A 26,624-nucleotide genomic window follows, 5' to 3' on the forward strand; every position below is an offset into this window, starting at 1 on the left:
TTCAGTGATGTCACTGAGCTGTCGTTGCGTTTTGCTTGAGCTAAAAGGTTACGCCAGCTTGGAAAATAACATTTGCGTATGGTGTGCACTCACCGGTGCGAATTACCGCGCGGCTTTCATGCGTACGCTGTTTGAATTCTTCATGAGTGATGTAAGTAATAGAAAGCGATTTGCCACAACGCGCTTCTTCTGTCTTGATTAAATCAATCAGCGCAGCGTGGTGCTCTGGGCTTACTTTCGCAAACTCTTCTGCAATCACAACACCTTCGATTTGAGATTCATCCAGCATGGTTTTTACCGTTTGCTGAAAGCTTGGGACACCGTGAGTTAAAGCAAGATCAATACGAGTTACGTGGTCTGGAATTGGTAAGCCCGCGTCACAAATCGTGATTTCATCTGTGTGGCCAAGAGTCGCCACTAGGTAAGAGAGTTCAGAGTTTATTAGAGTACTTTTTTTCATATCACGACCTATCGAAAAATAACGCTTGATGGGTTGAGAACAACTCAAGAAAAGCCATCGAAACGTTTCGATAGTGATAATAGTGTCTGATTTATCATTTGCACGTTTGATTGTTTTAGAGTGTGATAATGATCATCGAAACGTTTCGATGGGGCGTTTTTTGGTGATCTTAGTCACCGCCATTGATTGCATAAATCCTTTTACGTGGGTTCAATCGATAGCGCATATCCGAACTTACTAATGGTAATGATCTGGACGTTGGATGCTCTTAATCGCGCGAACACATTGCGTAGGTTATAGACTACGTTTGCAAGAACATGTGGTGACGAGAGTTGTCCGTCCCAACACACATCAACAATATGCTCTCTTGAAATCGGTCTTCCCACATTTTCCAATAACAAGCAGAGCACTGCTAATAGGCGAGGGCGCAAAGTGATTTTGTTTCCTTGCTGGTTGGTAATCGTTCGAGCGTCGATATCAATGATTAAGCCGTTGAAGTCTATTGTGTGGTTCATCGTATTTTCTGTTCGTCTTATTCTAAATTGTGGAGATTGAGCAAATTGGCCTGCTGTTGGAGCGGGTAATTATTTAAGTGTGCTAATGGTCAAAGTGGGCGGGTTAACTGACACGATCAGTGAGCCTATTACTTTTAAAGCCGAAGACAATACTTACCGATTAATTGCTGGTTACAAATTTAACCGTATTGTATCGGTTGAAGCTCAATACACAGATTTTGGTGATATAGCCCTGAAAACGAAATCTGGTAATAAGGTTTTCACTTGGACACCTCAAATCTTTTCGGTAACGGCGAACCTCGGTTACACGTTTGATAATGGCATTCGTCCATTTGGCACTATCGGTCTGTCGACTATTGATCTAGACATGAAGCTTGCTGATGGCTCTCGCCCGTCAGGAGATGGTTTTGATGATTCGGGAGATGGCATCCGTATGGGTGTTGGTGTTGAATACACGCCACCTACAATGTCTTCGTTGAGCTTTCGCTTAGCATACGAAGCCGATGCTTTTGATATCGAAGATTACGAAAACGGACACAAGACAGAAGATACTGTTGTTCTGGACTCTTTCTACTTAGGCGCAATGTACACATTCTAAGTTTCACACTTTGCTAAACGGTAAATCGGTTTCTAAATGGGGCGTCGGTTGGCTCAACCCGTTTAACTAAAGTGGAAGGCCGCAGTTTTTGACTGCGGCTTTTTTATGTTTAACTCTAGGCTTCACGAATATGAGCGGTGACAGACACGATGGCATGGTCGGTACTGAATTGGTCGTGTTCAAAGCTTGGATTGGTGAGGTGATGGTCTAACACTGTGTAGCTAGAGATCTCCATTAAGCTTGAAGAGTTCTGACAATCAAACTCGTTCGACATCAAAATGTAGTCCAGTACAGATCCAGAAGCGCCGTAGTAATGGGTTGGCTTTCGCTGTTCAAGCAAGTCTTCTTGATGCAGTTGATGGTAAAGATCCCAGCTGTCTTTCAAGCGAAAGTGGGATAGCCAATGCTTGCTGTTTTCGTCTCGGTTGATTGAGTAATTCAACAGCCCTTTAAACTCATCATTAAACAGTGGCTTATTAAAGTCACCCATCAACACAACAGGTTGCTCGGTTTGGTAGCGTTGGTTGGTGATGTATTGATGCAGCATCTGAGCTTCTAGACCGCGTTGGACACTTGATAGCCAAGAGCCAAGCTGTTCTTGGTGAAAACGAGTGAGCGTGTCACTTTGTGGTTTTGCACCTTGCTGAGTGTTGTCCGCATCGACAGATTCTGCTTTTGGCTCTGTCGGACGTTGTGATTTGAAGTGCACCACATAACAGTCGGTTGAACCTAAATGGGGTAACGTAATCGTCGCGTGAACAGGCGTTCTGTTGAATGAGAATTTGTCGTCAAGGTTGAATGCTGTCAGTAACGTCGAATCTGGCGTAACAGGCTGCACGTTTTCAATCGGGTAACGGGAAGCGATCCCAACGACTGGTGAGGTGTATAGGTAATCATCTTCAACGTTGGCGCTATCGACCACTGCAAAGTATGGATAACCTAGCTCGTTCATCAATAGCTCTAAAGATTGCGGGCTAAATATCTCTTGGAAGCCAATCACATCGCAATCTAATGAGCGAATCGCTTCAGCCATCCAATGTTGCTTCTTCTGCCATTCTTCGAAGCTGTAGATGTTCTCAAAATCATAATAAGCATTCGGTGGCTCGAGATAGTTCAGAAGGTTGAACGTTGCGAATGTTATTTGGTTTGGTTTGTTCAAAGTGTCATTCCATTTAGACCTAGGCTGCAAGGATACTCCAGTAAAAGTATAGTTTGTTGATTATTTAGAGCCTAAATTTCACTTTAGAAGCCAACCAAAGGAATCTTAGCCGTTGAGGCTTGTGTCTTCAGGCTAGAGCAATCTTAGTGCTTCTGCCTTCCCCCGTGCTTTCCAACGCCACCAAGCTAATCAACTCAATCAAAGGAACCAAAGCAATCAAAGCTCACTGCATCCAATAACTTCGAGTGGTGACGAGTAATTTGTAAATAAACCGTCAGAGATAGAGTGCTGATGGTTTTATTAGTTATTACATGATGTTAGATTTGAACCTATACTTGATTTAACGGCATGCATTCAAAGCCGATAAATCAACTTGAATATAGAATTCATGACATTTGAAGGGAGAGTCAAATGGGAACAGTTTTTCGACGCAAAGCCTCGCAACGCACTCAGTTTTTCAGGTTTAATTTGAAGTCATGTGCAATCATGTTGCCGCTTATTGCTTTACAACCCTCCGTTACTTACGCTTCTGAAACCCAATCAACTCCTGCTGTCACCGTTATTGAAACCACACAACTGGTTGGTTTTGGTGAAGCAAAATATCCAGCCGATTTCACTCACTTCGATTACGTTAATCCTGATGCGCCAAAGCAGGGCAAAGTGACCTATGGCAGCATAGGTACGTACGATAGCTTTAATCGATTCGGTTCCCGCGGCGTTGCTGCAAGTTATACCGGAGAGATTTACGATACCTTGATGTTTTCTCCGAGTGACGAGATTGATGCGTACTATCCATTGATCGCTTCAAAGGTTCGCTACTCCAGTGATTTCACTTGGATGGAAATCGACATCAACCCAAATGCTAAATTCCAAGATGGCGAGCCTATCACTGCGCATGATGTTGCCTTTACTTTTGACAAGTTCTCAACCGAGGGCGTGCCTCAGTATCGTGTGTATTACAAAGAGATTAAGTCAGTAAAAGCGGTCTCTGATTTGGTTGTTCGTATTGAAATGAACAGTCCAAACCGCGAAAAACTGTTTAGCTTCGCGCAAAGCACTCGTGTATTGCCGAAACATTTCTGGAAAGACAGAAAGCTGTCTGAGCCTCTAAGTGAGCCACCAGTCGGTAGTGGTCCTTATAAGATCATCAGCTACAAATCAGGCCAAAGTGTTACCTATGGTCTAGATGAAAACTACTGGGCAGCAGACCTACCAGTTAACGTTGGCCGCAATAACTTCAAGCAGGTGCAATACGATTACTACCGTGACGACACGGTAATGTTGGAAGCGTTCAAAGCAGGGGAGTTCGATCTTCGAACCGAGAATTCGGCTAAGTTCTGGGCTAACTCTTATACGGGCGCGAACTTCGATAAAGGCTACATCATTAAAGAAGAGATCAACCACGAGAAGCCTGAAACGACTCAAGGTTTCGTCTTCAACATTCAATCACCTGTGTTCTCGGATCCTAAAGTGCGTGAAGCGTTAACCTATGCGATGGACTTTGAGTGGATGAACAAGAACATGTTCTATGGTCAGTACAAGCGTACTCGTAGCTACTTCCAAAATACCGACTACGAAGCGAAAGGCTTACCAAGCGAAGCTGAAGTCGAGTTGTTGTCTCAATACAAAGATCAGATTCCACCGCGAGTTTTCACCGAAGAATTCCAACCACCCGTCACCGATGGTAGCGGTCGTATTCGTAGCCAAATGCGTACCGCTTTCAAATTGTTGAAAGAAGCGGGTTGGGTGCTGAAAGACAAAGTCATGACCAACGAAAAGACTGGCAAGCCGATGTCATTTGAGTTGTTGATTTACAGCCCAACCACGGAACGTATTGCAACGCCGGTTCAAAAGAACCTTAAGCGCATGGGTATTGAGATGAAGATCCGTACCATCGATACCACTCAATACATCAAGCGCTTGCGTGATCGTGATTTCGACATGGTTTCGTCGTCATTTTCCGCAAACCCTTATCCTAGCCCGAACTTAATGATCGTTTGGAACTCTAACTACATTGATTCTACTTACAATACTGCAGGTGTTATCGATCCAGTGGTTGACGCGTTAACAGAAAAAATTGCGCGTAACCAACAGCACCCTGAAAAGCTTCTTACACTAGGTCGCTCACTAGACCGAGTATTGCAGTGGAATTTCTACAACATCCCGCAATGGCACGTTGGCGAGTATCGCGTAGCAATGTGGGACAAGTTTGAGCGTCCAGATGTATTGCCTAAATACGATTTAGGTATCGATACATGGTGGATTTCAGAAGAGAAGGCGGCTTTGCTTCCTGAAAAACGTCGCTAGGAGTTAGTTAGCATGGCCGCGTATATATTTCGACGTTTATTGTTGGTGATCCCCACGCTGTGGGCGATCATCACCATCAACTTTTTCATCATCCAGATAGCGCCTGGAGGCCCGGTAGAGCAAGCTGTTGCTCAATTAGAAGGGCATAACTCTGGCATTATGGAGCGTTTTTCTGGTGGTGGACAAGAAGTTGATTTAAGTGAAAGTGATCAAGCGTCTGCCAGTGGCTATAAAGGCTCACGCGGGCTTGATCCTGAAGTGGTTGAAGAGATCAAAAAGCAGTTTGGGTTTGATAAACCGATTCACGTTCGCTACTTCGATATGTTGAAAAACTACGCGACCTTTAACTTTGGTGAAAGCCTGTTTAAGGGTGGTAACGTGATTGATTTAATCATCGAGCGTTTACCTGTCTCCATTTCCTTAGGGTTGTGGAGTACGTTAATCATCTATGTGATTTCGATACCCTTAGGCATTATGAAGGCGATACATCACGGCTCTCGCTTTGATATTTGGTCGAGCGCGGTGGTGATTGTCGGCTACGCGGTGCCGGGCTTCTTGTTTGCGATTATTCTGATTATCTTGTTTGCAAGCGGTAACTACTTCAGTTGGTTCCCATTGCGAGGGCTTGTGTCGAGTAACTTCGACCAGCTCAACTGGTATCAGCAAATTGGCGACTACTTCTGGCACTTGGCGTTGCCCATTTTCGCCATGGTTATCGGTGGATTCGCCACGCTCAGCATGCTGACCAAAAACTCCTTCCTTGATGAAATCAATAAGCAATATGTAGTGACTGCGAGAGCGAAAGGCTTGGACGAGAGCAGTATTCTTTATAAGCACGTTTTCCGTAACGCCATGCTGATCATTATTGCGGGTTTCCCAAGCGCATTTATTAGTATTTTCTTCACGGGTTCTATGTTGATTGAAGTGATGTTTTCACTCGAAGGAATTGGTCTGCTTGGCTTTGAATCAACCATTCAACGTGACTATCCCGTGGTGTTCAGCTCTCTCTATATCATGACCTTGCTTGGCTTGGTGCTGAGCATTATCTCCGACCTGACGTATACCTGGGTTGATCCTCGAATTGATTTTGAAGCGCGTTAATGGCGAACGAATAACAAGGTATTGATAATAAATGTTTAACAACCCTTTAGCTGAAGCTCGTTGGTTACGTTTTAAAGCAAACAAGCGTGGTTTTATCTCCCTTTGGATATTTACCATCTTGTTTGGCTTGAGCCTGTTCGCTGAGATCATTGCCAATGATAAACCACTCTTGGTTTCTTATGATAATCAGTGGTTTGTGCCTGTTATCAATGAATATGCCGAGACGGAGTTTGGTGGTGAGTTTGAAACCGAGGCCGACTACAAAGACCCGTATGTTATCGAGCTCATTGAAGACAACGGTTACATCGTGTGGCCAATCATTCCGTTTAGCTACGACACAATAAACTTCGATATTTCAGGTGCGGTGCCATCGGAGCCCGATTCGGTGAACTGGTTAGGGACTGATGATAAGGGGCGAGATGTATTAGCTCGTATCATTTATGGCTTCCGTATTTCCGTTCTATTTGGTTTTATTCTGACCATTGTATCGAGCGTGATTGGTGTCGTGGTTGGCGCAACACAAGGCTACTACGGTGGCTGGGTTGATCTATTCGGACAACGCTTCATTGAAGTCTGGTCTGGTATGCCGACCCTGTTCTTGCTGATTATTTTGTCGAGTTTTATTGAGCCGAATTTCTGGTGGTTGCTCGGGATTATGGTGCTGTTTAGTTGGATGAGTTTAGTCGGCATCGTGCGAGCGGAATTTTTACGCTGCCGAAACTTCGATTATGTGCGAGCCGCGCAAGCCATGGGTGTTGATGACAAACGTATTATGCTTCGTCACATGTTACCTAACGCGATGGTTGCATCGTTAACCATGATGCCGTTTATTCTTTCAGGCTCGGTGACCACACTGACTTCGTTAGACTTCTTGGGCTTTGGTCTTCCTGCGGGTTCGCCTTCGTTAGGCGAGTTGTTGGCGCAAGGTAAAGCTAACTTACAAGCGCCTTGGCTTGGCATTTCTGCCTTCGTCGTGCTTTCACTGATGCTTACGTTACTGGTCTTCGTTGGTGAAGCGGTGCGTGATGCTTTCGACCCGCATCAACAGAAGTAAGGATAGGTTATGACTTCAAATACAACGCCTGCTTCTCCGGTTTTGACCATAGATAAACTGTCTGTCGGTTTCGGGCGAAAAAACTCGATAGAGCAAGTGACACAAGATGTCTCTTTAGAAATATACAAAGGTGAGACATTAGCGCTGGTGGGTGAGAGTGGTTCCGGAAAATCGGTCACGGCTAACTCGATTTTAAAGCTGTTACCAAAAGGCTCGTCTCATTACTTAAACGGTAAGATCAATTTCTCTGGCACCGATATTCTGAGTTGTTCTGAAAGACAGCTACGTGGGATTCGTGGTGGTCGCATCGGCATGATCTTTCAAGAGCCCATGGTGTCGCTGAATCCGCTTCATAGAGTCGGAAAACAGCTTGTTGAAACCCTCGCGATTCACCGAGGTATGAGAACCAACAAAGCGCAAGCCTTAGCGATAGAGTGGCTATCCAAGGTGGGGATTCGTTACCCAGAACAAAAGATATCAGCCTATCCGCACGAGCTATCTGGTGGAGAACGCCAACGCGTGATGATCGCAATGGCATTGATCAACGAACCTGAGCTGCTTATCGCTGATGAACCGACAACCGCATTGGATGTATCGGTACAAGCGCAGATCCTCGACCTTCTAAAAGACCTGCAACAAGAGCTCGGTATGGCGATGCTTTTTATCACTCATGACTTAAGTATCGTTCGTAAGATTGCCGACAGAGTAGCGGTAATGAAAGATGGTCGCTTGGTTGAAAGTAACGACTGTCATACCCTGTTTAACGCGCCTGCTCACCCTTACACTCAAAAACTTATTAACTCTGATCCGAAAGGTTTGCCCGTTCCTGTGTCACCCGAAAGCAAACCGCTACTCGATGTAAATCAACTTCGTGTTTGGTTCCCGATCACGGGCGGTTTATTCAAGCGCACCATTTCTCATGTTAAAGCTGTGACCGACATGGAGTTCACTTTGAAGAAAGGGCACTCAATCGGTTTGGTTGGCGAAAGTGGTTCTGGTAAATCGACGACCGGTATGGCGATACTTAAGCTGGTAGATAGTGAAGGGTCAATCACCTACTCGAGTGAACAGCTTCAAGGTTTAGATCGAAAACAGATGCTTCCGTTTAGAAGCCGTATGCAAGTAGTCTTTCAAGACCCGTTTTCTGCGCTAAACCCGAGAATGTCGGTCGCTCAGGTGATTGGCGAAGGTTTGTTAGTGCATCAACAATTGGATGAGCACGAACTCGACCAACGCATCTGTGACGTAATGAAAGAGGTTGACCTCGATCCTGAAACGCGTCACCGTTACCCAAATGAGTTTTCTGGCGGTCAAAGGCAGCGTATTGCGATTGCTCGTGCTTTGATTTTAAAGCCAGAGTTTATCCTGCTCGATGAACCAACATCGTCATTGGACAGAACCGTTCAAGCTCAAGTATTGGATTTGCTGAAGTCACTTCAAGAAAAGTATGGCCTGACCTATTTGTTTATCAGTCATGATCTGAATGTCGTGAAATCCTTGTGTCATTACACCATCGTCATGAAAGCTGGCGAGGTAATAGAGAAGGGCGACACTGAGACTTTGTTTGGTAATCCGCAGCATGAATATACTAAGCAGTTGGTGAGTCTTTCGAATGTTGGTGGTGTTTTATAACGCAGAGGGTTTGTTTAAAACAAATGGGCTCTGGTTGAATTCAACATGGTCATTTCGTTGTTTTAAGATTACACTGCGCCCAATATTTCAGAAGTACATATTTAGGTAGAGGTCACCATGGACCAAGAACATTACGAAGACGCTGATTACGAAGGCCAAGAGCTGGGCGAAGAAGGCGAAGAGATTGAAATTGAAGCAATTGGTATTGATGTTTCATCACAGCCAATCGAGCTCTACAAAGTGTTTAAAATTGCTAACCTAGTGAGTGGTGGCGGTGAAGCTAAGCACATCATCTCTGAAGGCTACGTAGCGGTAAATGGTGAGCTAGAAACCCGTAAGCGTCGTAAAATGTACGATGGCGACTTCTTTGAATTCAACCAAGAATACTATGTAGTGGTGTGTGATCAGCCAGTACAAGAAGAATCAGAAAAGCCGAAAAAGAAAGAAACGCCTAAAAAAGAGAACAAGGCGAAGAAAGGTCAGTCTAAAAAGGATTCTAAGAAGAAGGAATCTAAGAAAAGCAAAGCAGAAATGCTAAGCGCAAAGGCTGAACCAAAGAAAGAGAAAAAAGAGAAGAAACCGAAAAAGAAAGCGGATACGCCAAAGCCAACACGTGATGACAAAAGCGGCCGTAATTCGATTGAGTTCTTTTAAACTACAGTTCTAAACGACTGCTCTAAACTGCTTTTCTAAAACGAATCTTTTAAAACTATTCGTTTGAACATCAAGCAACGTTAGACCTAGGTTTTACGTTACGCAGATATCAAAAGGCTCACTAGTTAGTGAGCCTTTTTTGTATTTGTTTGCTAGCACAGCTAACGGCCAATAACGCTTATTCTCAGTGTCTTGTGTGAGAAGAAGTTAGCTCTGATGCACGTAACTGAGCAACGGCTTTCGCTAGTTCTAGCTGAGCTTGTGCAAAGTTAATGTCTATGTTGCCCTTGTTGATGTTCTCTAGAGCGGCATATTTCGCTTCTTCTGCGCGAGCGCGGTCAATGTCTTTACCATGCAAGGCCGTGTCGGCTAATAACGTAACCACATCCGGCTGAACTTCCAGCATCCCACCAGAGACATACAGCACTTGGCCTTCTGATTTAGGGTCTGTAACAAACACGGTTACGCCCGGTTTGATCTTACTGAGAAGCGGGGAGTGACCGGGGCGGATCCCCAGTTCACCGTCAGCGCCAGAAACGGCTAGGGCATACGCTGGACCTGAAAACAGCGTACCTTCCGCACTTACAATATTAAGTTGAAATGTATTATCTGTAATTCCGATAGCCATGGTGCACCTGCCTCTTAGAGTGATTTTGCTTTGTTAAGCACTTCGTCGATAGAGCCACAGTACAAGAACGCTTGCTCTGGGATATCGTCATATTCACCGCTCAATAGACCTTTAAAGCCTCTTAGTGTTTCGCTTAGCGGTACAAAGACACCTTTCTGACCGGTAAACACTTCGGCTACGTGGTAAGGCTGCGTTAAGAAACGTTCAATCTTACGAGCGCGAGATACGGTCTGTTTGTCTTCAGTAGACAGCTCATCCATACCAAGAATCGCGATGATGTCTTTTAGCTCTTTGTAGCGTTGCAGCGTTGTTTGTACTTTTTGTGCAATGTCGTAGTGCTCTTGGCCTACGATCAGCGGATCTAACTGACGTGACGTTGAATCTAACGGGTCAATCGCAGGGTATAGACCCAGTGCCGCGATGTTACGAGACAGTACAACGGTCGCATCTAAGTGAGCAAAGGTTGTTGCTGGCGATGGGTCAGTCAAGTCATCCGCAGGTACGTATACTGCTTGGATAGAGGTGATAGAGCCTTGTTTTGTTGACGTGATACGCTCTTGAAGTACGCCCATCTCTTCAGCCAGTGTTGGTTGGTAACCTACTGCTGAAGGCATACGACCTAGCAGAGCTGATACTTCTGTTCCCGCAAGCGTGTAACGGTAAATGTTATCAATGAACAACAGTACGTCACGACCTTCATCACGGAAGCGCTCAGCCATAGTTAGGCCTGTAAGTGCTACACGTAGACGGTTTCCCGGTGGCTCGTTCATTTGACCGTAAACCATGGCTACTTTGTCTAGTACACCTGCTTCTTTCATCTCGTAGTAGAAGTCGTTACCTTCACGAGTACGCTCACCTACACCGGTAAATACAGAAAGACCTGAGTGGGCTTTGGCGATGTTGTTGATAAGCTCCATCATGTTGACGGTTTTACCTACACCAGCACCACCGAACAGACCAATTTTACCACCCTTAGCGAATGGACAGATAAGGTCGATAACCTTAACGCCTGTTTCTAGAAGCTCAGTGCTGTTTGCTTGTTCTTCATAAGAAGGGGCTTCACGGTGAATCTCGTAGTTTTCTTTCTGACCGATTTCACCACACTCATCGATAGGTTGACCAAGCACGTTCATGATACGGCCTAGCGTTTCTTCGCCGACAGGAACCGTGATTGGAGAGCCTGTGTTTTCAACCGTTAGGCCACGACGTAAGCCATCTGATGTACCCATTGCAATACAACGAACGATATTGCTACCCAGTTGTTGTTGTACTTCCAATACTAACGAGCTTGCTTCGTCGCTAGTCACTTTCAATGCATCATAAACGCGTGGGCTGTTGCCGCCGCTGAACTCGACGTCAACCACCGCGCCGATTACTTTAACTATTTTTCCAACACTCATTCTTAAATCCTCAAATTCTGTTCTTGACCCAGTCTTTTCTAGCCCTAGACAGCTTGGGCACCTGAGACTATTTCACTCAGCTCTTGGGTAATGGCAGCCTGACGCGCCTTGTTGTAGACCAACTGCAAGTCATCAATGAGTTGGCCTGCGTTATCAGTCGCCGCTTTCATAGCGACCATTCGGGCTGCTTGCTCACAGGCAATGCTCTCAACAATGCCTTGATACACTTGCGATTCGATGTATCGATGTAACAGTTCTGAGAGTATGTCTTTGGGTGCTTGCTCATATATGTAGTCCCAACGACGCGCTTTTTTAGGCTCACCACCTTCCTCAGAATCCGAAGGGTGGGGGAGCAACTGCAAGGTCGTTGGCGCTTGAACCATGGTGTTGACGAACTGGTTGTAAACGAGATACAAGCTATCGATTTTACCTTCGTCGTAATGCCCGAGCATCGCATTCACCGTACCTAAGATGTCTTCTAACTTAGGTGTATCGCCAAGACCTGACGTTTGTGCAATAACGTTGCCGCCGCGTTGGAAGAACGAGATAGCCTTAGATCCCACTAAGGTTGTTTCTACCTCGACTCCCTTGGTGCGCCATTGCTCCATTTCTTCTAACACTTTCTTGAACAAGTTTGAGTTCAAGCCACCACACAAGCCGCGATCGGACGAGATAATGATGTAAGCGACACGCTTAGGTTCACGCTGTTGCAGGTAAGGGTGCTGGTACTCCAGGGAACCCGATGCAACATGAGAGATAACTTTTCGCATGTTCTCGGCGTAGGGGCGAGTTAGCGTCATGTTGTCTTGAACCTTGCGCATCTTACTTGCTGCAACCATTTCCATTGCGCTAGTGATTTTCTGAGTGTTACTAACACTGGCTATCTTGGTGCGAATTTCTTTAGTACTTGCCATAATCTGCTCCTATTTGTTTTGATTTCCAGCTAACAAACCGGAGCACTTACCAAGCTTTCATCCCAACAAAACCTTCTAGGATCTCTTTAAGAGCACCGTCGATGTCGTCATTGTAATCGCCTGTCGCGTTGATTTTTTCGAACAACGCAGGGTTCTGACCTTTGGCATAAGCAATCAGCTCTTCTTCAAAACGGGCAATGTTGTTTAGCTCAACACCGGCCAAGTAGCCTTTCTCTGCTGCGTAGATAACCGTTGCTTGCTCAGCGACTGACATTGGAGAGTATTGTTTTTGCTTCATTAACTCGGTAACACGTTCACCATGGTCTAGCTGTTTACGCGTCATCTCATCTAGGTCAGAAGAGAATTGAGCAAATGCTGCTAGCTCGCGGTATTGAGCTAATGAAGTACGGATACCACCAGACAGTTTCTTGATGATCTTGCATTGTGCCGCACCACCCACACGAGATACCGAGATACCTGGGTCTACTGCAGGACGTAGGCCTGAGTTAAACAGTTGGGTTTGAAGGAAAACCTGACCATCGGTGATGGAGATTACGTTGGTTGGTACAAATGCTGATACGTCACCCGCCTGAGTTTCAATAATAGGAAGCGCCGTTAATGAGCCTGTTTGGCCTTTCACTTCACCGTTAGTGAACTTCTCTACATACTCTGCATTCACTCGTGCTGCACGTTCTAGTAGGCGTGAGTGAAGGTAGAATACGTCGCCAGGGAAGGCTTCACGACCCGGTGGGCGTTTCAATAGCAATGAGATTTGACGGTAAGCAACGGCTTGTTTTGATAGGTCATCATAGATGATCAGCGCATCTTCACCGCGGTCACGGAAGTATTCACCCATGGTGCAACCCGCATAAGGGGCTAGGTATTGAAGCGCTGCAGACTCTGATGCTGATGCCACGACTACGATGGTGTTTTTTAGCGCATCGTGGTCTTCGAGTTTACGAACCACATTAGCGATAGTGGAGGCTTTTTGGCCAATCGCTACATACACACATTTGATGCCAGAATCTTTCTGATTGATGATCGCATCGATAGCTAACGCTGTTTTACCCGTCTGACGGTCACCAATGATAAGCTCACGTTGACCACGACCGATTGGCACCATGGTATCAACCGCTTTATAACCAGTTTGAATAGGTTGATCAACAGACTTACGTTCGATTACACCCGGTGCAATCACTTCTACAGGGTCGAGTCGGTCACAACTCACTGGGCCTTTGCCATCGATTGGCTCGCCTAATGTGTTGACTACACGACCAAGAAGTCCGTTACCTACAGGTACTTCTAAGATACGACCTGTACCTTTCACTTTCATACCTTCAGAGAGGTCAGTGTAGGGACCCATAACCACCGCACCTACTGAGTGGGTATCGAGGTTAAGTGCGAGTGCGTATTTGCCACCTGGTAGCTCAATCATCTCGCCTTGCATAACATCAGCAAGGCCATTGATTGTGATGATGCCATCACGAACCGATACGATAGTGCCTTCATTGCGAGCCTCGGTGCTCACATTAAATTTCGAGATGCGTTCTTTGATTAGATCGCTGATTTCATTTGAATTTAATTGCATAATTGTTACCTATCTCGCGTGAAGTTGATGAGCCAATCGGTCAATTGATGTGTTTAAAGAACCATCGATAACGGTTTCACCCGCTTTGATGACCATTCCACCCACTAACGTGTCATCAATAACCTGCTTCATTTCAACCTGACGCTCTAATTTCTTCTCAAGTGCAGCTGTTAGTGACGTAACTTGATCTTGTGTCAGCATTTCTGAACTGGTGACAGTGACAGGCACTACACGTTCATGTTCGTCCTTTAGCTCGCAGTACAATTCAAACAGGTCTCTTACAACAGAAAGGCGGCCGTTCTCGGCCAAGACTCGAATGAGATTAATGACGTGGTCATCAACGAGTCCTTGGCAAATATGAATGATGAGGTTTGCCAGCTCTTCTGTTTGGTGTGTAGAAGCACCTTCTGCTGAAGAAATCTGACTAGCGATCGTTTCTTCTTCCGCGACAGCCACAAGAATGGACAGCATTGAGTGCCACTCTTGTAACTGGTTTTCACCTAAAGCAAATTCAAACGATGCTTTGGCGTAGGGATGAGCAATATTGGTGTAATCTGACATATTGCCTCTCCTTAGAGTTCGCTAATCATTTGGTCAACTAGCGCTCGGTTCGTTGCGGAATCTAGGTTTTTGCTAATCAGTTTCTGTGCACTTTGAATTACTGCGTCTGCCATATCTGCCTGAAGTTCACGGCGTATCTTTTGGCGTTCGCCTTCTAGCTCAGCTCTACCTTGTTCTAAGATGCGTGCCTTTTCTTGCTCGGCTTCTTGTTGCGCTAAGCTGATGATTTCATTGCGGCGTTTTCGGCCCTGTTCAACCAGTTCAGTCACATCTTTTCTTGCATCTTCGATGAGTTGCGCGCCATTTGATTTTGCTAGTTCTAGCTCTTTCGCAGCGTTCTCTGAGTGGCGTAAACCATCAGCGATTTCTTTTTGGCGCTCGTCTAACATCGCGGTGAGAGGGGGCCATACATATTTCATGCAGAGCCAAACAAAAATCACGAATGAGATTGCTTGTCCAAACATGCTTGCATTTAAGTTCATACCTTCCTCGCTAAATCTTGATTAATTACAAATCGATCTTTTCAAAGCTTTTTGATTAAGCCACGGCGAAGATGATGTATAGACCGATACCAACACCGATCATTGGTACTGCATCGACAAGACCCATCATGATGAAGAATTGAGTACGAAGCATTGGAGTAAGGTCTGGTTGACGAGCAACACCCTCAAGGTATTTACCTGCCAAGTTACCAATACCTGACGCTGCACCTGCCGCACCTAAACCAATCAGTAATGCACCTGCTACATATAAAACTGCGCTTACGATATCCATTTGTATCTCCGATAAATAATTTGTTAGTTAAATTTTTAGTTATTAATTAGTGGTGTTCTTCTGTTGCCATACCTAAATAAACAACGGTCAGTACCATAAATATAAATGCTTGTAAGAATACGATTAATATGTGGAATAGTGCCCAAGGAACACTCAGTGCCCATTGCATCCACCATGGCATTAATGCGATAAGAATAAATATCATCTCACCTGCATACATGTTTCCAAATAATCGTAAGCCTAGTGATATAGGTTTTGAAATTAATGTTATTAATTCAAGAACTAAGTTAACAGGGTATAAAAGAGGGTTATCAAATGGCTGAGTAGTAAGCTCTTTGATAAAGCCTTTCAATCCTTTATTTTTAAACGTATAAGTCAACAGTAAGATAAATACACCGAGTGCCATCGATATTGGAATATTTACGTCCGCCGTTGGTAGATCTCTAAAGTGTTCTAGACCCATTGCACGACTTAATGCTGGTATGAAATCTATTGGTAATAAATCGACCGCGTTCATCAACAACACCCAAACAAAAGTGGTTAATGCCAATGGTCCTATTAATTTATCCTCCGCTTGAAAAATCTCTTTTACTAGGTTGTTTACAAAATCAAATATCAGTTCGATAAAACATTGAAATCGACCTGGAACACCGCTGGTTCCTTTGGTCACTACGTATCGAAAAGCTCCAATAAACAGTAAACCCGTAATCCAAGATACCAACATCGAGTCGATGTTGAACGCCCAGAAACCATCACCTGTAGTTAAGAAGGTTAAGTGATGCTCTATGTATTCGTGAGCGGTAGTTACTTGATCCATACTACACGTACTCCGATCTTGTAGAGGCAGTAATAAATGGTGTTAAGAAGTACCCAACCATAGTGAGAATATATGCGTACAATATTACTGGGTTATCCAATTTGAAAAACTGGAACGCCATGATAAACATTAAGAACGTATAAGTTATTTTCACGACACGACTCATTTGCATTAAGTCACGTAAACTATAATTAGGATTCTTGCGCACCTTTAGGCTTGCATATATAAAACCAAACAGCGGAGGTAGCATCGCAATAACGATACCCAAAGCCGACGATTCCATATCTACTTTATTACCAAAAAACACTTCATATAAAACTACACCGACGGCTAATACTACTTGGCAGAGAACAACTCTTTTAGCAGCAACAAGAATGTCACCACTTATCCCGTTAAGCCTCATAATAAAACCTTATATTTAACAGTGTAAGCTCATATAAAACACAGTTTGAATATGTCTTGCTACTCGCATTTACTTGTTAATAAAACTTTGCTTGTTAACAAAGAGATAATCTTGCTGGTTTTATATCTCCTGACGAAATAGAACGATATAAACTAATTCGCTCTCGTTTCGACAAAATATAAACTACGCCTAAAATTATGTGATCAAAACGACAAATATCGACATCAATAATTCCATTTTTGAAATGAGTATTTTCCATTTATGAAAGTAATAATTCTGTCACTATAATCATGAATATTTCAGATGATTTACTGATAACTTGAAGTATTGGTAACTGCTCGAATAAATCAGGGGCAAGCCAAGTGTATTGAAGGCAATCAATTTATATTTTTCAGGCACTTAAATTAACTTTTCATCAGAGTTAGAGTCGGACTCTAGATGTGTTAATTCATCACTATTTGGTTATTTATAGCGAGCAGCGTGCGTTTATTAACGCGGGAATATATATTTTTTATCTATTACTCATGAAGCGTGGAAAAACTGTGTCACATCAAAGGTTATCCGCATTTTTGTTACTCATCGAGGTATTTATGGCCGGTTATATTGGAAGGTGAGAAGAAGAATTGAGAGTGTTAAAACCGTTTTTATGAAGTTCAAACTCCACTTAAGAGCTTCTTGATAGGGGTTGATGCGGCCAGATAAAGCGTACTTTCTGAAGCAACAAATGGCAGTGCAGCACTGCCATTTGCTAAACCTGGTTTATGAAGCTTCATAGCTCAGATATTGAATACACAAGTCATGAAAAGCTTGCGCTTGGGGCGAGATAGTACGGTCAGACAGTCGGAATATCCCAATTTGTCTCTGTAACGGCGGGTCGATCAAAGGAATCCACACTAAACGTGTTTCATTGGTAGGGAAGGCCAGTTTAGGCAGCGTGGTTACCCCAATGCCTAATTCCAGCACAGAAAACAGAGAAGTAATGTTCTCTACGGAATACAGGGCTTGTTCGCTGAGCATGCGCGCAGGTGTTGGGTCCAGTAGGGTGCAAGTCCCGTTACGAATGAAGGGCTGCTTTAACAAGGTTTGCCATTCGATTCCTTCCCGTTGAGAGGCGATAGGGTTATCTTTGAGGCACACCACACCGATAGGATCAGAAAGCAAAGGCGTGAAGTCGATGCTCTCTTCTTCTAAATGGGAGCTATTACCGAGGGCAACATCCACCTCGCCAGAGAGTAATCTTGCTTCTACCCCTGCCGCATTATCATCAATCAAACTCACTTCTACATTCGGGTACTGCTCACAAAATGCCCCTAAAACACTAGGGATGAGTTTTGCGGCCACCGAAGGCACGCTCGCTATTCGAACTCTTCCTTGTTGTCCTGCTGCCGCTGCGCGTAAGTCATTGTCTAATGCTTTGTAAACGTTCAGAAATTGAATGATCTTGGGCAAACATATTTCTCCAAAAGGCGTCAGTGTCGATTTGTTGCCTGTTTCAAACAGAGGTTGACCGAGTATTTTTTCCAACTCTTTTATCGAAGTCGAAAGTGCCGCTTGCGATCGATTTGCACGGTGAGATGCCGCTCTAAATCCACCTTCTTCGACCACCAAAACGAAATGTTTTAACTGTTGTAGCTTAATACTCATGACTTCGATCCCTCTCTAGCCCTTGCTATATCTTACTTTTTGTAAGGTGATAGATTTTATTTATCAAATGCACAAAATTTACCGTTAGATTTATCAGGCGTCAAGGTGCAGTATTTAACCATCTTGAAACATAGTTGTTACAAAGTTGGATGAAATCGTGAACGCACAAACTAAAAAACACCCAGTAAAAACCGCTCTTTTTGCTTCAAAAGCACCACTAGAGTGGGCAATCGTTAATAACGGCACTCTATACACGGCTCAGATTCCAATTGATGAAACGGGCGCAGTAGTAGAAGGCGGTATTGAAGCGCAAACGCGTCAGACTTTTAACAACCTTGTTCATACCTTGGAGTGTGCAGGCGAATCGATGGATTCTGTGCTGCAGGTTCTGATTTACGTGACTGACCGTGAATACCTGAAAACGGTAAACAGCGTATACGGAGAATACTTCAACGCACCTTATCCAAATCGTGCAGCAGTCGTTGTTGCAGGGCTAGCTAGAGAAGAGATGTTGGTTGAGTTCGTGGTTTATGCATCGGCGTCTCAACCTGAATAAATGGACTGTGAACTGAGGCAATTTGCCAATCAAAGCTGTTTGTCTACGCAGATCTTTACTGATACAAGCGAATAGTTTTACGTCTAGATACAAAATTAATACTTATTCTCTATATAAATTAACAATTTATTAATTAATCCGATGGTTGCCAGACTCAACCGCAACCTAACGTTACAAGGACAGAATGATGACTCACTTACAGAATGTTCAAGCAGAAAACGCACTTTACATTGGCGGCGAATGGCAAGCGGGTGTAAGCACCGTAGCGAACATTAACCCATCAGATATTTCTGAAAACATCGGTAACTTTGCACAAGCAAGTGCTGAGCAAGTTCAACAAGCGATTTCAGCGGCGAAACACGCTCAACCAGAGTGGGAAAAAACGCCGATTGAACGTAAGCAAGCGGTTCTTCAAGCGATTGGTGATGAGCTGATTGCACGTTGCGATGAGCTAGGCACGCTTCTTTCTCGTGAAGAAGGTAAGCCTTTTGCTGAAGGCCGTGGTGAGATTTACCGTGCTGGTCAGTTCTTCCAATACTTCGCGGCTGAAGTGCTTCGTCAAATTGGTGACAACGCAGACTCAGTACGCCCAGGTGTTTCTGTAGAAGTGACTCGTGAAGCGGTAGGCGTTATCGGCATCATCTCTCCTTGGAACTTCCCGACAGCAACGGCTGCTTGGAAAATCGCTCCAGCACTGGCTTTCGGTAACAGCGTTATCTGGAAACCAGCAAACCTAACACCAGCAAGTGCGGTTGCACTAACTGAGATCATCCACCGCCAAGGTATCCCTGCAGGTACGTTTAACCTTGTGCTAGGTAGCGGTTCAACAATAGGTGATGCACTGATCAACTCTAAAGAAGTGAACGGTGTGAGCTTTACCGGTTCTGTTGATACGGGTCGTAAGGTTGCGGCAGCTACCGCGCCAAACTTCGTTCGTTGCCAACTGGAAATGGGCAGTAAGAACGCACTTGTTATTGCAGACGATGCAGACATCCAAACTGCGGTTGATGCAACGATTGCAGGTTCGTTCTCGGGTGCTGGTCAAAAATGTACAGCGTCTTCTCGCCTTGTGGTTATGGATAGCATTCACGACCAATACGTTGAAGCACTGATTAAGCGTATGAGTGAGTTGAAAGTGGGTCACGCACTGGAAGAGGGTGTGTTCATGGGCCCTGTCGTTGACGGCAACCAACTAGAAGCAAACCTGGGTTGGGTTGAGAAAGCACGTCAAAGCGGCGGTGAGCTGGCATTTGGTGGTGAACGCTTGAGCATGCAACACGAAGGTTTCTACATGTCTCCAACGTTGTTCTTGAACACTAAGAACGATTGGGAAGTGAACCAAGAAGAAGTGTTCGCACCAATGGCAAGCGTGATTCGTGTCGCTGACCTAGAAGAAGCGATTGCGACAACCAACGACACTCGCTTCGGCCTAACTGGCGGCATCATCACTCAAAGCCTACGTACGAGCGCACTGTTCAAACAACAAGCTCAAACTGGTTGTGTGATGGTTAACCTACCAACTGCTGGTACCGACTACCACGTACCGTTTGGCGGTCGTAAAGAGTCTAGCTTCGGTCCTCGTGAGCAAGGTCAATACGCAAAAGAGTTCTACACAGTAGTGAAGACGGCTTACCAGCGTCCTTACTAATCTGCTTTCTATATAAGAATTGGCCTGATTCACAGAGTCAGGCCAACATTCAAACCAAAACAGAAAACGAACTTAGATAAGTGATTTAACCCATTTTTGAAAACATGCTACTTGAGCGTGTTTTCAAAACCGAGCTAGAACACTGAGCTTTCAATAGGAGTGGTTATGTACCAGCAACGGATTGTTATAGATGGATTGCAATACTGCAATTGGAACAGAGAATATTTCCAAACACTAAAGGCGAGCGGCATTACAGCAGTTCACGCTACCGCGGTTTACCACGAGACAGCTCGTGAAACCTTATCTCGCTTTGCAGAATGGAACTTAAGATTCGAGCAGAATGCAGACCTTATCATGCCGATTCACTCAATGGCTGATGTTGAGACTGCAAAAGCAACTGGCAAAGTCGGCATTTTCTTAGGCGCTCAGAACTGTTCCCCAATCGATGATGAGATCGGTCTTATCGAAGTGATGCGTAAGCAGGGTCTTTTGATCATGCAACTGACGTACAACAACCAAAGTTTATTGGCGACAGGTTGTTACGAGAAGAACGATACCGGTATTACTCGCTTTGGTAAGCAAGCCATCGAAGAGATGAACCGAGTGGGCATGATCATCGATATGTCTCACAGTGCCGAGCGCTCAACACTTGAAGCGATTGATTTGTCTTCTCGTCCTATTTGTATCAGCCACGCGAACCCGACGTTTGCTCATGATGCACTTCGTAACAAATCAAACGATGTGATTAAAGCGCTCACTGCACGCGGTGGCTTAATCGGATTCAGCTTATACCCATTCCACCTACCAAACGGCAGCCAATGTACGTTGGAAGACTTCTGTCAGATGGTTGCGACCACTGCTGACATGGTTGGCGTCGAACACCTCGGTATTGGTAGTGACCTATGCTTAAACCAGCCTCAAGCTGTCCTTGAATGGATGAGAAATGGTCGTTGGTCTAAAGCGATGGACTACGGCGAAGGCTCTGCGAATAACTCTGGTTGGCCTGATGCGTTGCCTTGGTTCTGTGGTAGTTCGGGTATGGAAAATATTTATAACGGATTGATGCGTCATGGTTTTAGCGAGTCTGAAGCTGGACAAGTCTTAGGAGAAAACTGGTTTAACTTTTTGAAAGATGGCCTAGAGCCTCAAAGCCAAGGCTAAGTCGTTTTTCTCAGTAGTCAGCATCTAATGAGCAGTCTTCTAAATACGTTCATTTAGCGAGTACTGCTTTAACAAAATTCACTATTCAAAAGGAACAACGGTCTATTTCGCAACGCGGTAACCCAAACATGGATTAGCCTGCTCAACACAAAAATAATAGGGCAGGTGTTAAATACACCCTTGTAGTCATCATTTTTATGACAGCTGCAAAGAAACCTCTGGAGTCAGAGTATGTCTGATTTAACCAATAGCGTGAAATCTTCAAGCTTAAATGCGGGTCAAGCACACACAGCAAGTAATGCAACAAGCAACACAAACGAGTCTGAATCTACCTCAGACAAATTAGGGTTATCCAACCCGGCACTTTGGTACAGCGGCGGTTTTATCGCTCTGTTCGTGACACTGGCCCTATTTGATGGCGAATTGCTATCAACTCTGGTTAACACGGGCTTTGCGTGGTCGGTCAAAGTATTCGGTCCTTACTGGCAAATGCTACTTCTTCTGACTTTTCTTATTGGTCTTGGCCTGGCGGCAGGGCGAACAGGCAAGGTTATCCTAGGCGGCATCGCGAAACCTGAAATGGATGGTTTCCGTTGGATGGCGATCATCTTCTGTACGCTACTTGCGGGTGGCGGCGTATTTTGGGCTGCAGCGGAGCCGATTGCTCACTACGTTAGCCCACCACCATTGTACGGTGCACAAGAAAACGCACAGCAAGGCGCGGTGAATGCGTTATCACAATCTTTCATGCACTGGGGTTTCCTTGCATGGGCAATCGTCGGCAGCTTAACGTCTATCGTGGTTATGCACCTTCACTACGACAAAGGCTTGCCACTTAAACCGCGTATTTTGCTTTACCCAGTATTAGGCGAACGTGCACTGAAAGGTCACACCGGCGCTTTAATTGATGCATGTTGTATTGTCGCTGTAGCGGCGGGCACCATCGGTCCTATCGGCTTCTTGGGCTTGCAAGTGAGCTATGCACTGAATGCACTGTTTGATATCCCTGACGGCTTCACGACGCAGCTGATCATCATCTTATTCGCTATCGTTCTATACACATTATCGGCATTGAGCGGCCTTAACCGTGGAATGCAAATGCTAAGCCGTTACAACGTGATTCTGGCAATGGCATTGATGGTCTACATCCTGATCTTTGGCCCTACAAACTTTATCTTTAACGGCTACATTCAAGGTGTAGGCAGCATGATCGATAACTTCATCCCAATGGCGACATACCGTGGTGACGAGGGGTGGTTGAGCTGGTGGACAGTATTCTTCTGGGGTTGGTTCCTAGGTTACGGCCCAATGATGGCAATCTTTATTGCACGTATCTCTCGCGGTCGTAGTATTCGCCAACTGGTTTCAACCATCAGCTTAGTTGCACCGTTTGTTACTTGTTTCTGGTTCACGATTGTTGGTGGCTCTGGTCTTGCGTTCGAAATCGCAGATCCAGGCAGCGTAAGTAAAGCGTTTGAAGGCTTTAACTTACCAGGTGCTCTGCTAGCGGTAACTCAGCAATTACCAATGCCGATGCTTATCTCTATCTTGTTCCTGATCTTAACTACGATTTTCATCGTAACGACTGGCGACTCAATGACTTACACCATCAGTGTTGTAATCAGTGGTGAGACAGAGCCGAATGCAATCATCCGTACTTTCTGGGGCGTGATGATGGGCGTAACGGCGTTGATTCTGATTTCTCTAGGCTCTGGTGGTATTTCAGCACTGCAATCTTTCATCGTAATCACAGCGGTTCCGGTGTCCTTAATCTTACTGCCATCGCTTTGGAATGCGCCTCAAATCGCAATCAAGATGGCGAAAGAGCAAGGTTTGTAGAAAGCAGAGTTTGTAGAAAAGCAGAGTTTGTAGAAGAGCAGGATCTGTAAAGAAACTGTAGAGGTAACGCTCTCTAAAAATTAAAGAGAAGCAAGGTATCAGCCTTTGAAATAAGGCTGATACCAGATTCCGAAAGGAAGAGAAAACCCGTACTGGTGAAGATACATCGGACGGCAACTATTTAGGTCAAGAGATCTAGTCAGGACAAATAATAAGGGGCGAGTTCGCTTGCCTCGACAACATCAATAACGATTAAAACGTGAAAGCTAACCAACATACTGTCGCTATACACGCTTCAAAAGACAGCAACGATCGGTTCTGAATGGCTAGCAAAACCCTTATAACTACAAAGGTGGTGAGCAAAATGGATGCACATCGTTCTACCTACACTGAATCAGCACTACGTGACGCAACGGTCGTCATGGCACCGGAAAGACTGGGTGCTATGCACCAAACACGCATCAGCTTCGTAAGGACTCTGATTCGTAAAATGGCGCAACAGCAATGGAAAGTGACTAAACATGAGTGGCAATTAGACCCTCAAGGGTATGGTCATGCTATCTATAAGCTACAGACGCCAAACCATGTCTATCATTTGGTTGTGTTCTGCGATGAGATTGCAGACGACGAACGAAATGACCGTGTAATTGCTGAAAAGTGGGACGTAACATTTGCTTTGGTTCTTGGCGATGTGGATGTCGCTCTACTTGAGAGACTTCGTGCGAATGTACCGCTACAAGAAGCAGGCCGTAACCCTAACAATGTGCTTGTTCTAGCGCGCGCCAACAAAAGTGTGCGTGTGTTTGAACACATAGTGAGCCACTTGGCTAAAGGGGTTCAACCAACGCCAAAAGAGTTAGCGGAAGTAGGTTATATCCTGAGAACGACTGCGGTTTATGGCAATGGTAAGTTCGGTATTGCTGACTTCAAAATTTTAGAAAAGAGCGCAGATTTCAATCAGTCGTTCAGTGCTCAGATGTGTGCGGTATACATGCTGCGTGAATTTAGCCTCGACTGGGTTCATTACCTAGCAGAGCAACAAGGCGGTGAACAAGCGATTACCTTGCACAGAGGCTTACAACGCTATCTAGGTGTGGGTAATGCTACTGGTTTAGGCATGGCGCCATACCTGATTAACCACCCAAGTATTGTCGACCAATGGATGACAACCCGTGAACATGCATTAGCTGACGTGTTGGCTAATCACACGGATACGGTGTTGATCAAGCCACTACGTACATTAGTTAAAAAAGCGATTTGTCATTTAGAACAAGTCGTTACCATCAATGAACATCAGCAAGAGCTGAACAAAGCTGCTGTGGATGAGTTGAAACACGCAGAGCAATCGTTAGAAGTGTCTGTAAACCATTGCGATACATGGGCGCAGTTAGTTGAACAATCTAAGCACATGAGTATGGAAGCCCAAGAAATCCTTATCTCATGCTTGATGGAATTGTACCCAGAATTAGTGGACGCCCATCAAGAGCAAATGAATTGTAGCGAAACACTCTCGCTTCCTAGTGGCAAAAAGATCCAAGACCTATTGGTTGTGTTAGAAGAAAAGTACCGTTGGGCGATCACGACTGACTTTACGAAAGCAGAAAATAACTACTGGTTCTGGTATCGCTCTCAGGACAAAGAAGAGCCAAGGCTCGGTGTTCGAGGCGAGGAACTCGGCGAAGAGCGCGAACTGCCGTTGGATATCGGCCGTCAAGCTTACCGTCTGTACCATGCTTTATTGCAATTCGCGCCAGAGCTTTCATTGGCTGAATTCCTTGTTAAACAACCGCAGCATCGTGCCATTGCGCGCCGTGTGTGGACGTTAGGTAACAAAGCGATGGGCGACATTCAAATGAACGTGCTTCATAAAGAGTCGCTGCCGATGCATCTGTTACGTTGCAAGCTAGCTATGTTTGGTGCTACTAAGTTTGATCCTCGCTCAGATCGTTGGGTTCGCGTGACCTTCTTCCAAGGCGCACCGCTGCTTGACGAAATTCATCAGGACGAATGGGTGTTCCCAATCTTACCAAGTGAAGCGGAGATCGCTGACTCAAATAAAGTTCCTACACATATCAACGCTCAACATAGAGGTAAATCGTTATGATCGTTTCTCACAATGAACTGGTAGCGGCCGTTAATAAAGCCTTTCTGGGTATGCGTCGTACATGTGGTGAAGCCGATGTGATAGCGAACATGGTGGCAGATTTACAAATGGTTGGCTTGGATGGTGTTCGTCATTTTAACAATGCGAGCAACTTTATGGGGCTAGAAGACGATTGCCCTGTAGACATCCAAGTGACAAGCGACAACACAGTTGAAGTGGACCTGCACAAGGCGAGCTTAGCGTGTCATCTTCCTGTGGTGATGGATTACGCCATTGAAAAAATGGTCGGTAAAAAGACGCTGAAAATCGAGCTAAACAACTGCCATAACCGTTGGTTAGCGTACAGTGAGCTTGTAAAACTGGCAGCGAAAGGCATCGCATGTACCGCACGTTGGGATAATGGCTCAAATCCTAAGAGCACCTTGTATGTGCTTAACCGTGGTTGCGTTGCACCAGAACTGTTTTTATCAGATTTGCCTCTGGCATCGGACGATCATATCCACAATATGACCATCGAGCTTTCCGTCCAGGATTTCGATATCGAACGTTTGTCAGATGGCTACCAAACACACATTGAATCGGAAGCGCTTTTTAAAACTCAAGAGAAGGCGTGGAACGAGGGCATTGAAGTTGACGAAGGAGAGTGGGGCGCGTTGAAAGAAACGGCGACGGCTATCCTTGTTGAAAACAGCCAACGTTCAATTCAAGGTGCAGGTGAGCTCGAGGCTTCTTAGCTTTGTTTTATAGAGCTACAAGTTACAGAAGCTCAGTTTATAGATCTTTGGCTTATAGAAACTAAACCTATAAAGCCTGAGCTTGTTCAACCTAAAAACCTCATTTACAACAGATAAAACCAAAGAGCTTAACGTATCCTCACCTCGTTAAGCTCTTTTTATTTGTGTCCCACTTTTGTTCTTCTTCTCAATAGATCACATCTTAAACTCTCTGTTTTGACACAAGTTGTTACGCGTATAAAGCTAATTTGGCGATTTAATGAAGTACCTTCACATTCAGGTTCAACAAACGGTTTCATTTACAAGCTAGTATGCGTATCTTGCTAACTACGGTGCCAAAGGGTGCCATTTTTATTCGTACCAATGACTTTAG

General features: G+C 44.9%; 24 protein-coding genes and 1 pseudogene. 12 read left to right on the forward strand and 13 right to left on the reverse strand.

Annotation, left to right across the window (positions count from 1 at the left end; translation table 11 throughout):
• Positions 1-40 precede the first annotated feature (40 nt).
• Both rbsD and AB4138_RS20560 read right to left on the reverse strand, forming a co-directional pair.
• Positions 41-460: a D-ribose pyranase gene (gene rbsD, locus AB4138_RS20555; protein WP_017060853.1), complete on the reverse strand. Its 420-nt coding sequence runs from the start codon at positions 458-460 to the stop codon at positions 41-43.
• Positions 461-660: 200 nt separating this feature from the next.
• A complete protein-coding gene (locus tag AB4138_RS20560; RefSeq protein ID WP_017060852.1) occupies positions 661-975 on the reverse strand; it encodes a winged helix-turn-helix domain-containing protein in 315 nt (104 codons plus the stop codon).
• Positions 976-1,060: 85 nt separating this feature from the next.
• Between AB4138_RS20560 and AB4138_RS20565 the strand changes: the two genes are divergently transcribed.
• Positions 1,061-1,573, forward strand: a complete 513-nt coding sequence (locus tag AB4138_RS20565) for an outer membrane beta-barrel protein (RefSeq protein ID WP_372307503.1) — start codon at positions 1,061-1,063, stop codon at positions 1,571-1,573.
• A 115-nt stretch (positions 1,574-1,688) separates the two neighbouring features.
• Here the strand turns inward: AB4138_RS20565 and AB4138_RS20570 are convergent, their stop codons facing one another.
• On the reverse strand, positions 1,689-2,732 hold the full coding sequence (locus tag AB4138_RS20570; RefSeq protein WP_372307506.1) for an endonuclease/exonuclease/phosphatase family protein: 1,044 nt from the start codon (positions 2,730-2,732) through the stop codon (positions 1,689-1,691).
• Positions 2,733-3,143: 411 nt separating this feature from the next.
• Here AB4138_RS20570 and AB4138_RS20575 point away from each other — a divergent pair, with 411 nt between their 5' ends.
• The 5 genes from AB4138_RS20575 to AB4138_RS20595 all read left to right on the forward strand — a co-directional run bounded on the left by AB4138_RS20575 (position 3,144) and on the right by AB4138_RS20595 (position 9,480).
• Positions 3,144-5,039: an extracellular solute-binding protein gene (locus AB4138_RS20575; protein ID WP_372307508.1), complete on the forward strand. Its 1,896-nt coding sequence runs from the start codon at positions 3,144-3,146 to the stop codon at positions 5,037-5,039.
• 12 nt (positions 5,040-5,051) lie between these two features.
• Positions 5,052-6,140 (forward strand): microcin C ABC transporter permease YejB, encoded by a 1,089-nt coding sequence (locus AB4138_RS20580; RefSeq protein ID WP_004730359.1) that lies wholly within the window; start codon positions 5,052-5,054, stop codon positions 6,138-6,140.
• Positions 6,141-6,171: 31 nt separating this feature from the next.
• Positions 6,172-7,194 carry an ABC transporter permease gene (locus tag AB4138_RS20585; protein ID WP_017060847.1) on the forward strand — a complete coding sequence of 341 codons (1,023 nt, stop codon included), beginning with the start codon at positions 6,172-6,174 and terminating at the stop codon, positions 7,192-7,194.
• Between the two features lie 9 nt (positions 7,195-7,203).
• Complete coding sequence (yejF, locus tag AB4138_RS20590) at positions 7,204-8,826, forward strand: microcin C ABC transporter ATP-binding protein YejF (RefSeq protein WP_017060846.1); 1,623 nt, start codon at positions 7,204-7,206, stop codon at positions 8,824-8,826.
• Positions 8,827-8,943: 117 nt separating this feature from the next.
• Positions 8,944-9,480: an RNA-binding S4 domain-containing protein gene (locus AB4138_RS20595; RefSeq protein WP_017064730.1), complete on the forward strand. Its 537-nt coding sequence runs from the start codon at positions 8,944-8,946 to the stop codon at positions 9,478-9,480.
• A gap of 184 nt (positions 9,481-9,664) precedes the next feature.
• On the opposite strand, the gene AB4138_RS20600 is transcribed toward AB4138_RS20595, so the two are convergent.
• The 10 genes from AB4138_RS20600 to AB4138_RS20645 all read right to left on the reverse strand — a co-directional run bounded on the left by AB4138_RS20600 (position 9,665) and on the right by AB4138_RS20645 (position 18,209).
• Positions 9,665-10,108, reverse strand: coding sequence for a F0F1 ATP synthase subunit epsilon (locus tag AB4138_RS20600; RefSeq protein ID WP_017060844.1), 444 nt, complete (start codon positions 10,106-10,108; stop codon positions 9,665-9,667).
• A 14-nt stretch (positions 10,109-10,122) separates the two neighbouring features.
• Positions 10,123-11,508 carry a F0F1 ATP synthase subunit beta gene (gene atpD, locus AB4138_RS20605; protein WP_017060843.1) on the reverse strand — a complete coding sequence of 462 codons (1,386 nt, stop codon included), beginning with the start codon at positions 11,506-11,508 and terminating at the stop codon, positions 10,123-10,125.
• 44 nt (positions 11,509-11,552) lie between these two features.
• Positions 11,553-12,422, reverse strand: a complete 870-nt coding sequence (gene atpG / locus AB4138_RS20610; protein WP_017064727.1) for a F0F1 ATP synthase subunit gamma — start codon at positions 12,420-12,422, stop codon at positions 11,553-11,555.
• Positions 12,423-12,468: 46 nt separating this feature from the next.
• Positions 12,469-14,010 (reverse strand): F0F1 ATP synthase subunit alpha, encoded by a 1,542-nt coding sequence (atpA, locus tag AB4138_RS20615; RefSeq protein WP_136974446.1) that lies wholly within the window; start codon positions 14,008-14,010, stop codon positions 12,469-12,471.
• Between the two features lie 9 nt (positions 14,011-14,019).
• On the reverse strand, positions 14,020-14,571 hold the full coding sequence (locus tag AB4138_RS20620; protein WP_017060840.1) for a F0F1 ATP synthase subunit delta: 552 nt from the start codon (positions 14,569-14,571) through the stop codon (positions 14,020-14,022).
• An 11-nt stretch (positions 14,572-14,582) separates the two neighbouring features.
• Positions 14,583-15,053 carry a F0F1 ATP synthase subunit B gene (locus tag AB4138_RS20625; RefSeq protein ID WP_017060839.1) on the reverse strand — a complete coding sequence of 157 codons (471 nt, stop codon included), beginning with the start codon at positions 15,051-15,053 and terminating at the stop codon, positions 14,583-14,585.
• A 55-nt stretch (positions 15,054-15,108) separates the two neighbouring features.
• Positions 15,109-15,345: a F0F1 ATP synthase subunit C gene (gene atpE, locus AB4138_RS20630; RefSeq protein WP_004730405.1), complete on the reverse strand. Its 237-nt coding sequence runs from the start codon at positions 15,343-15,345 to the stop codon at positions 15,109-15,111.
• Between the two features lie 46 nt (positions 15,346-15,391).
• Complete coding sequence (gene atpB / locus AB4138_RS20635; RefSeq protein ID WP_372307511.1) at positions 15,392-16,162, reverse strand: F0F1 ATP synthase subunit A; 771 nt, start codon at positions 16,160-16,162, stop codon at positions 15,392-15,394.
• Between the two features lies 1 nt (position 16,163).
• Positions 16,164-16,565, reverse strand: coding sequence for an ATP synthase subunit I (locus AB4138_RS20640; protein WP_372307514.1), 402 nt, complete (start codon positions 16,563-16,565; stop codon positions 16,164-16,166).
• A 759-nt stretch (positions 16,566-17,324) separates the two neighbouring features.
• Positions 17,325-18,209, reverse strand: coding sequence for a LysR substrate-binding domain-containing protein (locus AB4138_RS20645; protein WP_372117877.1), 885 nt, complete (start codon positions 18,207-18,209; stop codon positions 17,325-17,327).
• A 157-nt stretch (positions 18,210-18,366) separates the two neighbouring features.
• Between AB4138_RS20645 and AB4138_RS20650 the strand changes: the two genes are divergently transcribed.
• The 6 genes and pseudogenes from AB4138_RS20650 (at position 18,367) to AB4138_RS20675 (ending at position 26,251) form a co-directional block, all read left to right on the forward strand.
• Positions 18,367-18,765 carry a RidA family protein gene (locus AB4138_RS20650; protein WP_004741170.1) on the forward strand — a complete coding sequence of 133 codons (399 nt, stop codon included), beginning with the start codon at positions 18,367-18,369 and terminating at the stop codon, positions 18,763-18,765.
• 187 nt (positions 18,766-18,952) lie between these two features.
• Positions 18,953-20,413 carry an aldehyde dehydrogenase family protein gene (locus tag AB4138_RS20655; protein WP_372307517.1) on the forward strand — a complete coding sequence of 487 codons (1,461 nt, stop codon included), beginning with the start codon at positions 18,953-18,955 and terminating at the stop codon, positions 20,411-20,413.
• A gap of 165 nt (positions 20,414-20,578) precedes the next feature.
• On the forward strand, positions 20,579-21,574 hold the full coding sequence (locus AB4138_RS20660) for a membrane dipeptidase (protein ID WP_008217072.1): 996 nt from the start codon (positions 20,579-20,581) through the stop codon (positions 21,572-21,574).
• A 231-nt stretch (positions 21,575-21,805) separates the two neighbouring features.
• Positions 21,806-23,413 (forward strand): BCCT family transporter, encoded by a 1,608-nt coding sequence (locus AB4138_RS20665; protein WP_372307519.1) that lies wholly within the window; start codon positions 21,806-21,808, stop codon positions 23,411-23,413.
• Between the two features lie 278 nt (positions 23,414-23,691).
• A pseudogene (locus tag AB4138_RS20670) lies at positions 23,692-25,517 on the forward strand (hypothetical protein).
• Entirely contained in the window at positions 25,514-26,251 is a 738-nt protein-coding gene (locus tag AB4138_RS20675) for a DUF3726 domain-containing protein (protein WP_372307522.1), read from the forward strand. The pseudogene AB4138_RS20670 and the gene AB4138_RS20675 overlap by 4 nt, the downstream one beginning before the upstream one ends.
• The last annotated feature ends 373 nt before the right edge of the window (positions 26,252-26,624 follow it).

This window comes from Vibrio sp. 10N.286.52.C3 (assembly GCF_041468865.1).
Classification (GTDB): domain Bacteria; phylum Pseudomonadota; class Gammaproteobacteria; order Enterobacterales; family Vibrionaceae; genus Vibrio; species Vibrio crassostreae_C.

Coding starts and splice junctions, on each gene's coding strand:
- rbsD (WP_017060853.1), bottom strand. CDS start 460: ATGAAAAAAAGTACTCTAATAAACTCTGAACTCTCTTACCTAGTGGCG.
- AB4138_RS20560 (WP_017060852.1), bottom strand. CDS start 975: ATGAACCACACAATAGACTTCAACGGCTTAATCATTGATATCGACGCT.
- AB4138_RS20565 (WP_372307503.1), top strand. CDS start 1,061: ATGGTCAAAGTGGGCGGGTTAACTGACACGATCAGTGAGCCTATTACT.
- AB4138_RS20575 (WP_372307508.1), top strand. CDS start 3,144: ATGGGAACAGTTTTTCGACGCAAAGCCTCGCAACGCACTCAGTTTTTC.
- AB4138_RS20580 (WP_004730359.1), top strand. CDS start 5,052: ATGGCCGCGTATATATTTCGACGTTTATTGTTGGTGATCCCCACGCTG.
- AB4138_RS20585 (WP_017060847.1), top strand. CDS start 6,172: ATGTTTAACAACCCTTTAGCTGAAGCTCGTTGGTTACGTTTTAAAGCA.
- yejF (WP_017060846.1), top strand. CDS start 7,204: ATGACTTCAAATACAACGCCTGCTTCTCCGGTTTTGACCATAGATAAA.
- AB4138_RS20595 (WP_017064730.1), top strand. CDS start 8,944: ATGGACCAAGAACATTACGAAGACGCTGATTACGAAGGCCAAGAGCTG.
- AB4138_RS20600 (WP_017060844.1), bottom strand. CDS start 10,108: ATGGCTATCGGAATTACAGATAATACATTTCAACTTAATATTGTAAGT.
- atpD (WP_017060843.1), bottom strand. CDS start 11,508: ATGAGTGTTGGAAAAATAGTTAAAGTAATCGGCGCGGTGGTTGACGTC.
- atpG (WP_017064727.1), bottom strand. CDS start 12,422: ATGGCAAGTACTAAAGAAATTCGCACCAAGATAGCCAGTGTTAGTAAC.
- atpA (WP_136974446.1), bottom strand. CDS start 14,010: ATGCAATTAAATTCAAATGAAATCAGCGATCTAATCAAAGAACGCATC.
- AB4138_RS20620 (WP_017060840.1), bottom strand. CDS start 14,571: ATGTCAGATTACACCAATATTGCTCATCCCTACGCCAAAGCATCGTTT.
- AB4138_RS20625 (WP_017060839.1), bottom strand. CDS start 15,053: ATGAACTTAAATGCAAGCATGTTTGGACAAGCAATCTCATTCGTGATT.
- atpE (WP_004730405.1), bottom strand. CDS start 15,345: ATGGATATCGTAAGCGCAGTTTTATATGTAGCAGGTGCATTACTGATT.
- atpB (WP_372307511.1), bottom strand. CDS start 16,162: ATGGATCAAGTAACTACCGCTCACGAATACATAGAGCATCACTTAACC.
- AB4138_RS20640 (WP_372307514.1), bottom strand. CDS start 16,565: ATGAGGCTTAACGGGATAAGTGGTGACATTCTTGTTGCTGCTAAAAGA.
- AB4138_RS20645 (WP_372117877.1), bottom strand. CDS start 18,209: ATGAGTATTAAGCTACAACAGTTAAAACATTTCGTTTTGGTGGTCGAA.
- AB4138_RS20655 (WP_372307517.1), top strand. CDS start 18,953: ATGACTCACTTACAGAATGTTCAAGCAGAAAACGCACTTTACATTGGC.
- AB4138_RS20660 (WP_008217072.1), top strand. CDS start 20,579: ATGTACCAGCAACGGATTGTTATAGATGGATTGCAATACTGCAATTGG.
- AB4138_RS20665 (WP_372307519.1), top strand. CDS start 21,806: ATGTCTGATTTAACCAATAGCGTGAAATCTTCAAGCTTAAATGCGGGT.
- AB4138_RS20675 (WP_372307522.1), top strand. CDS start 25,514: ATGATCGTTTCTCACAATGAACTGGTAGCGGCCGTTAATAAAGCCTTT.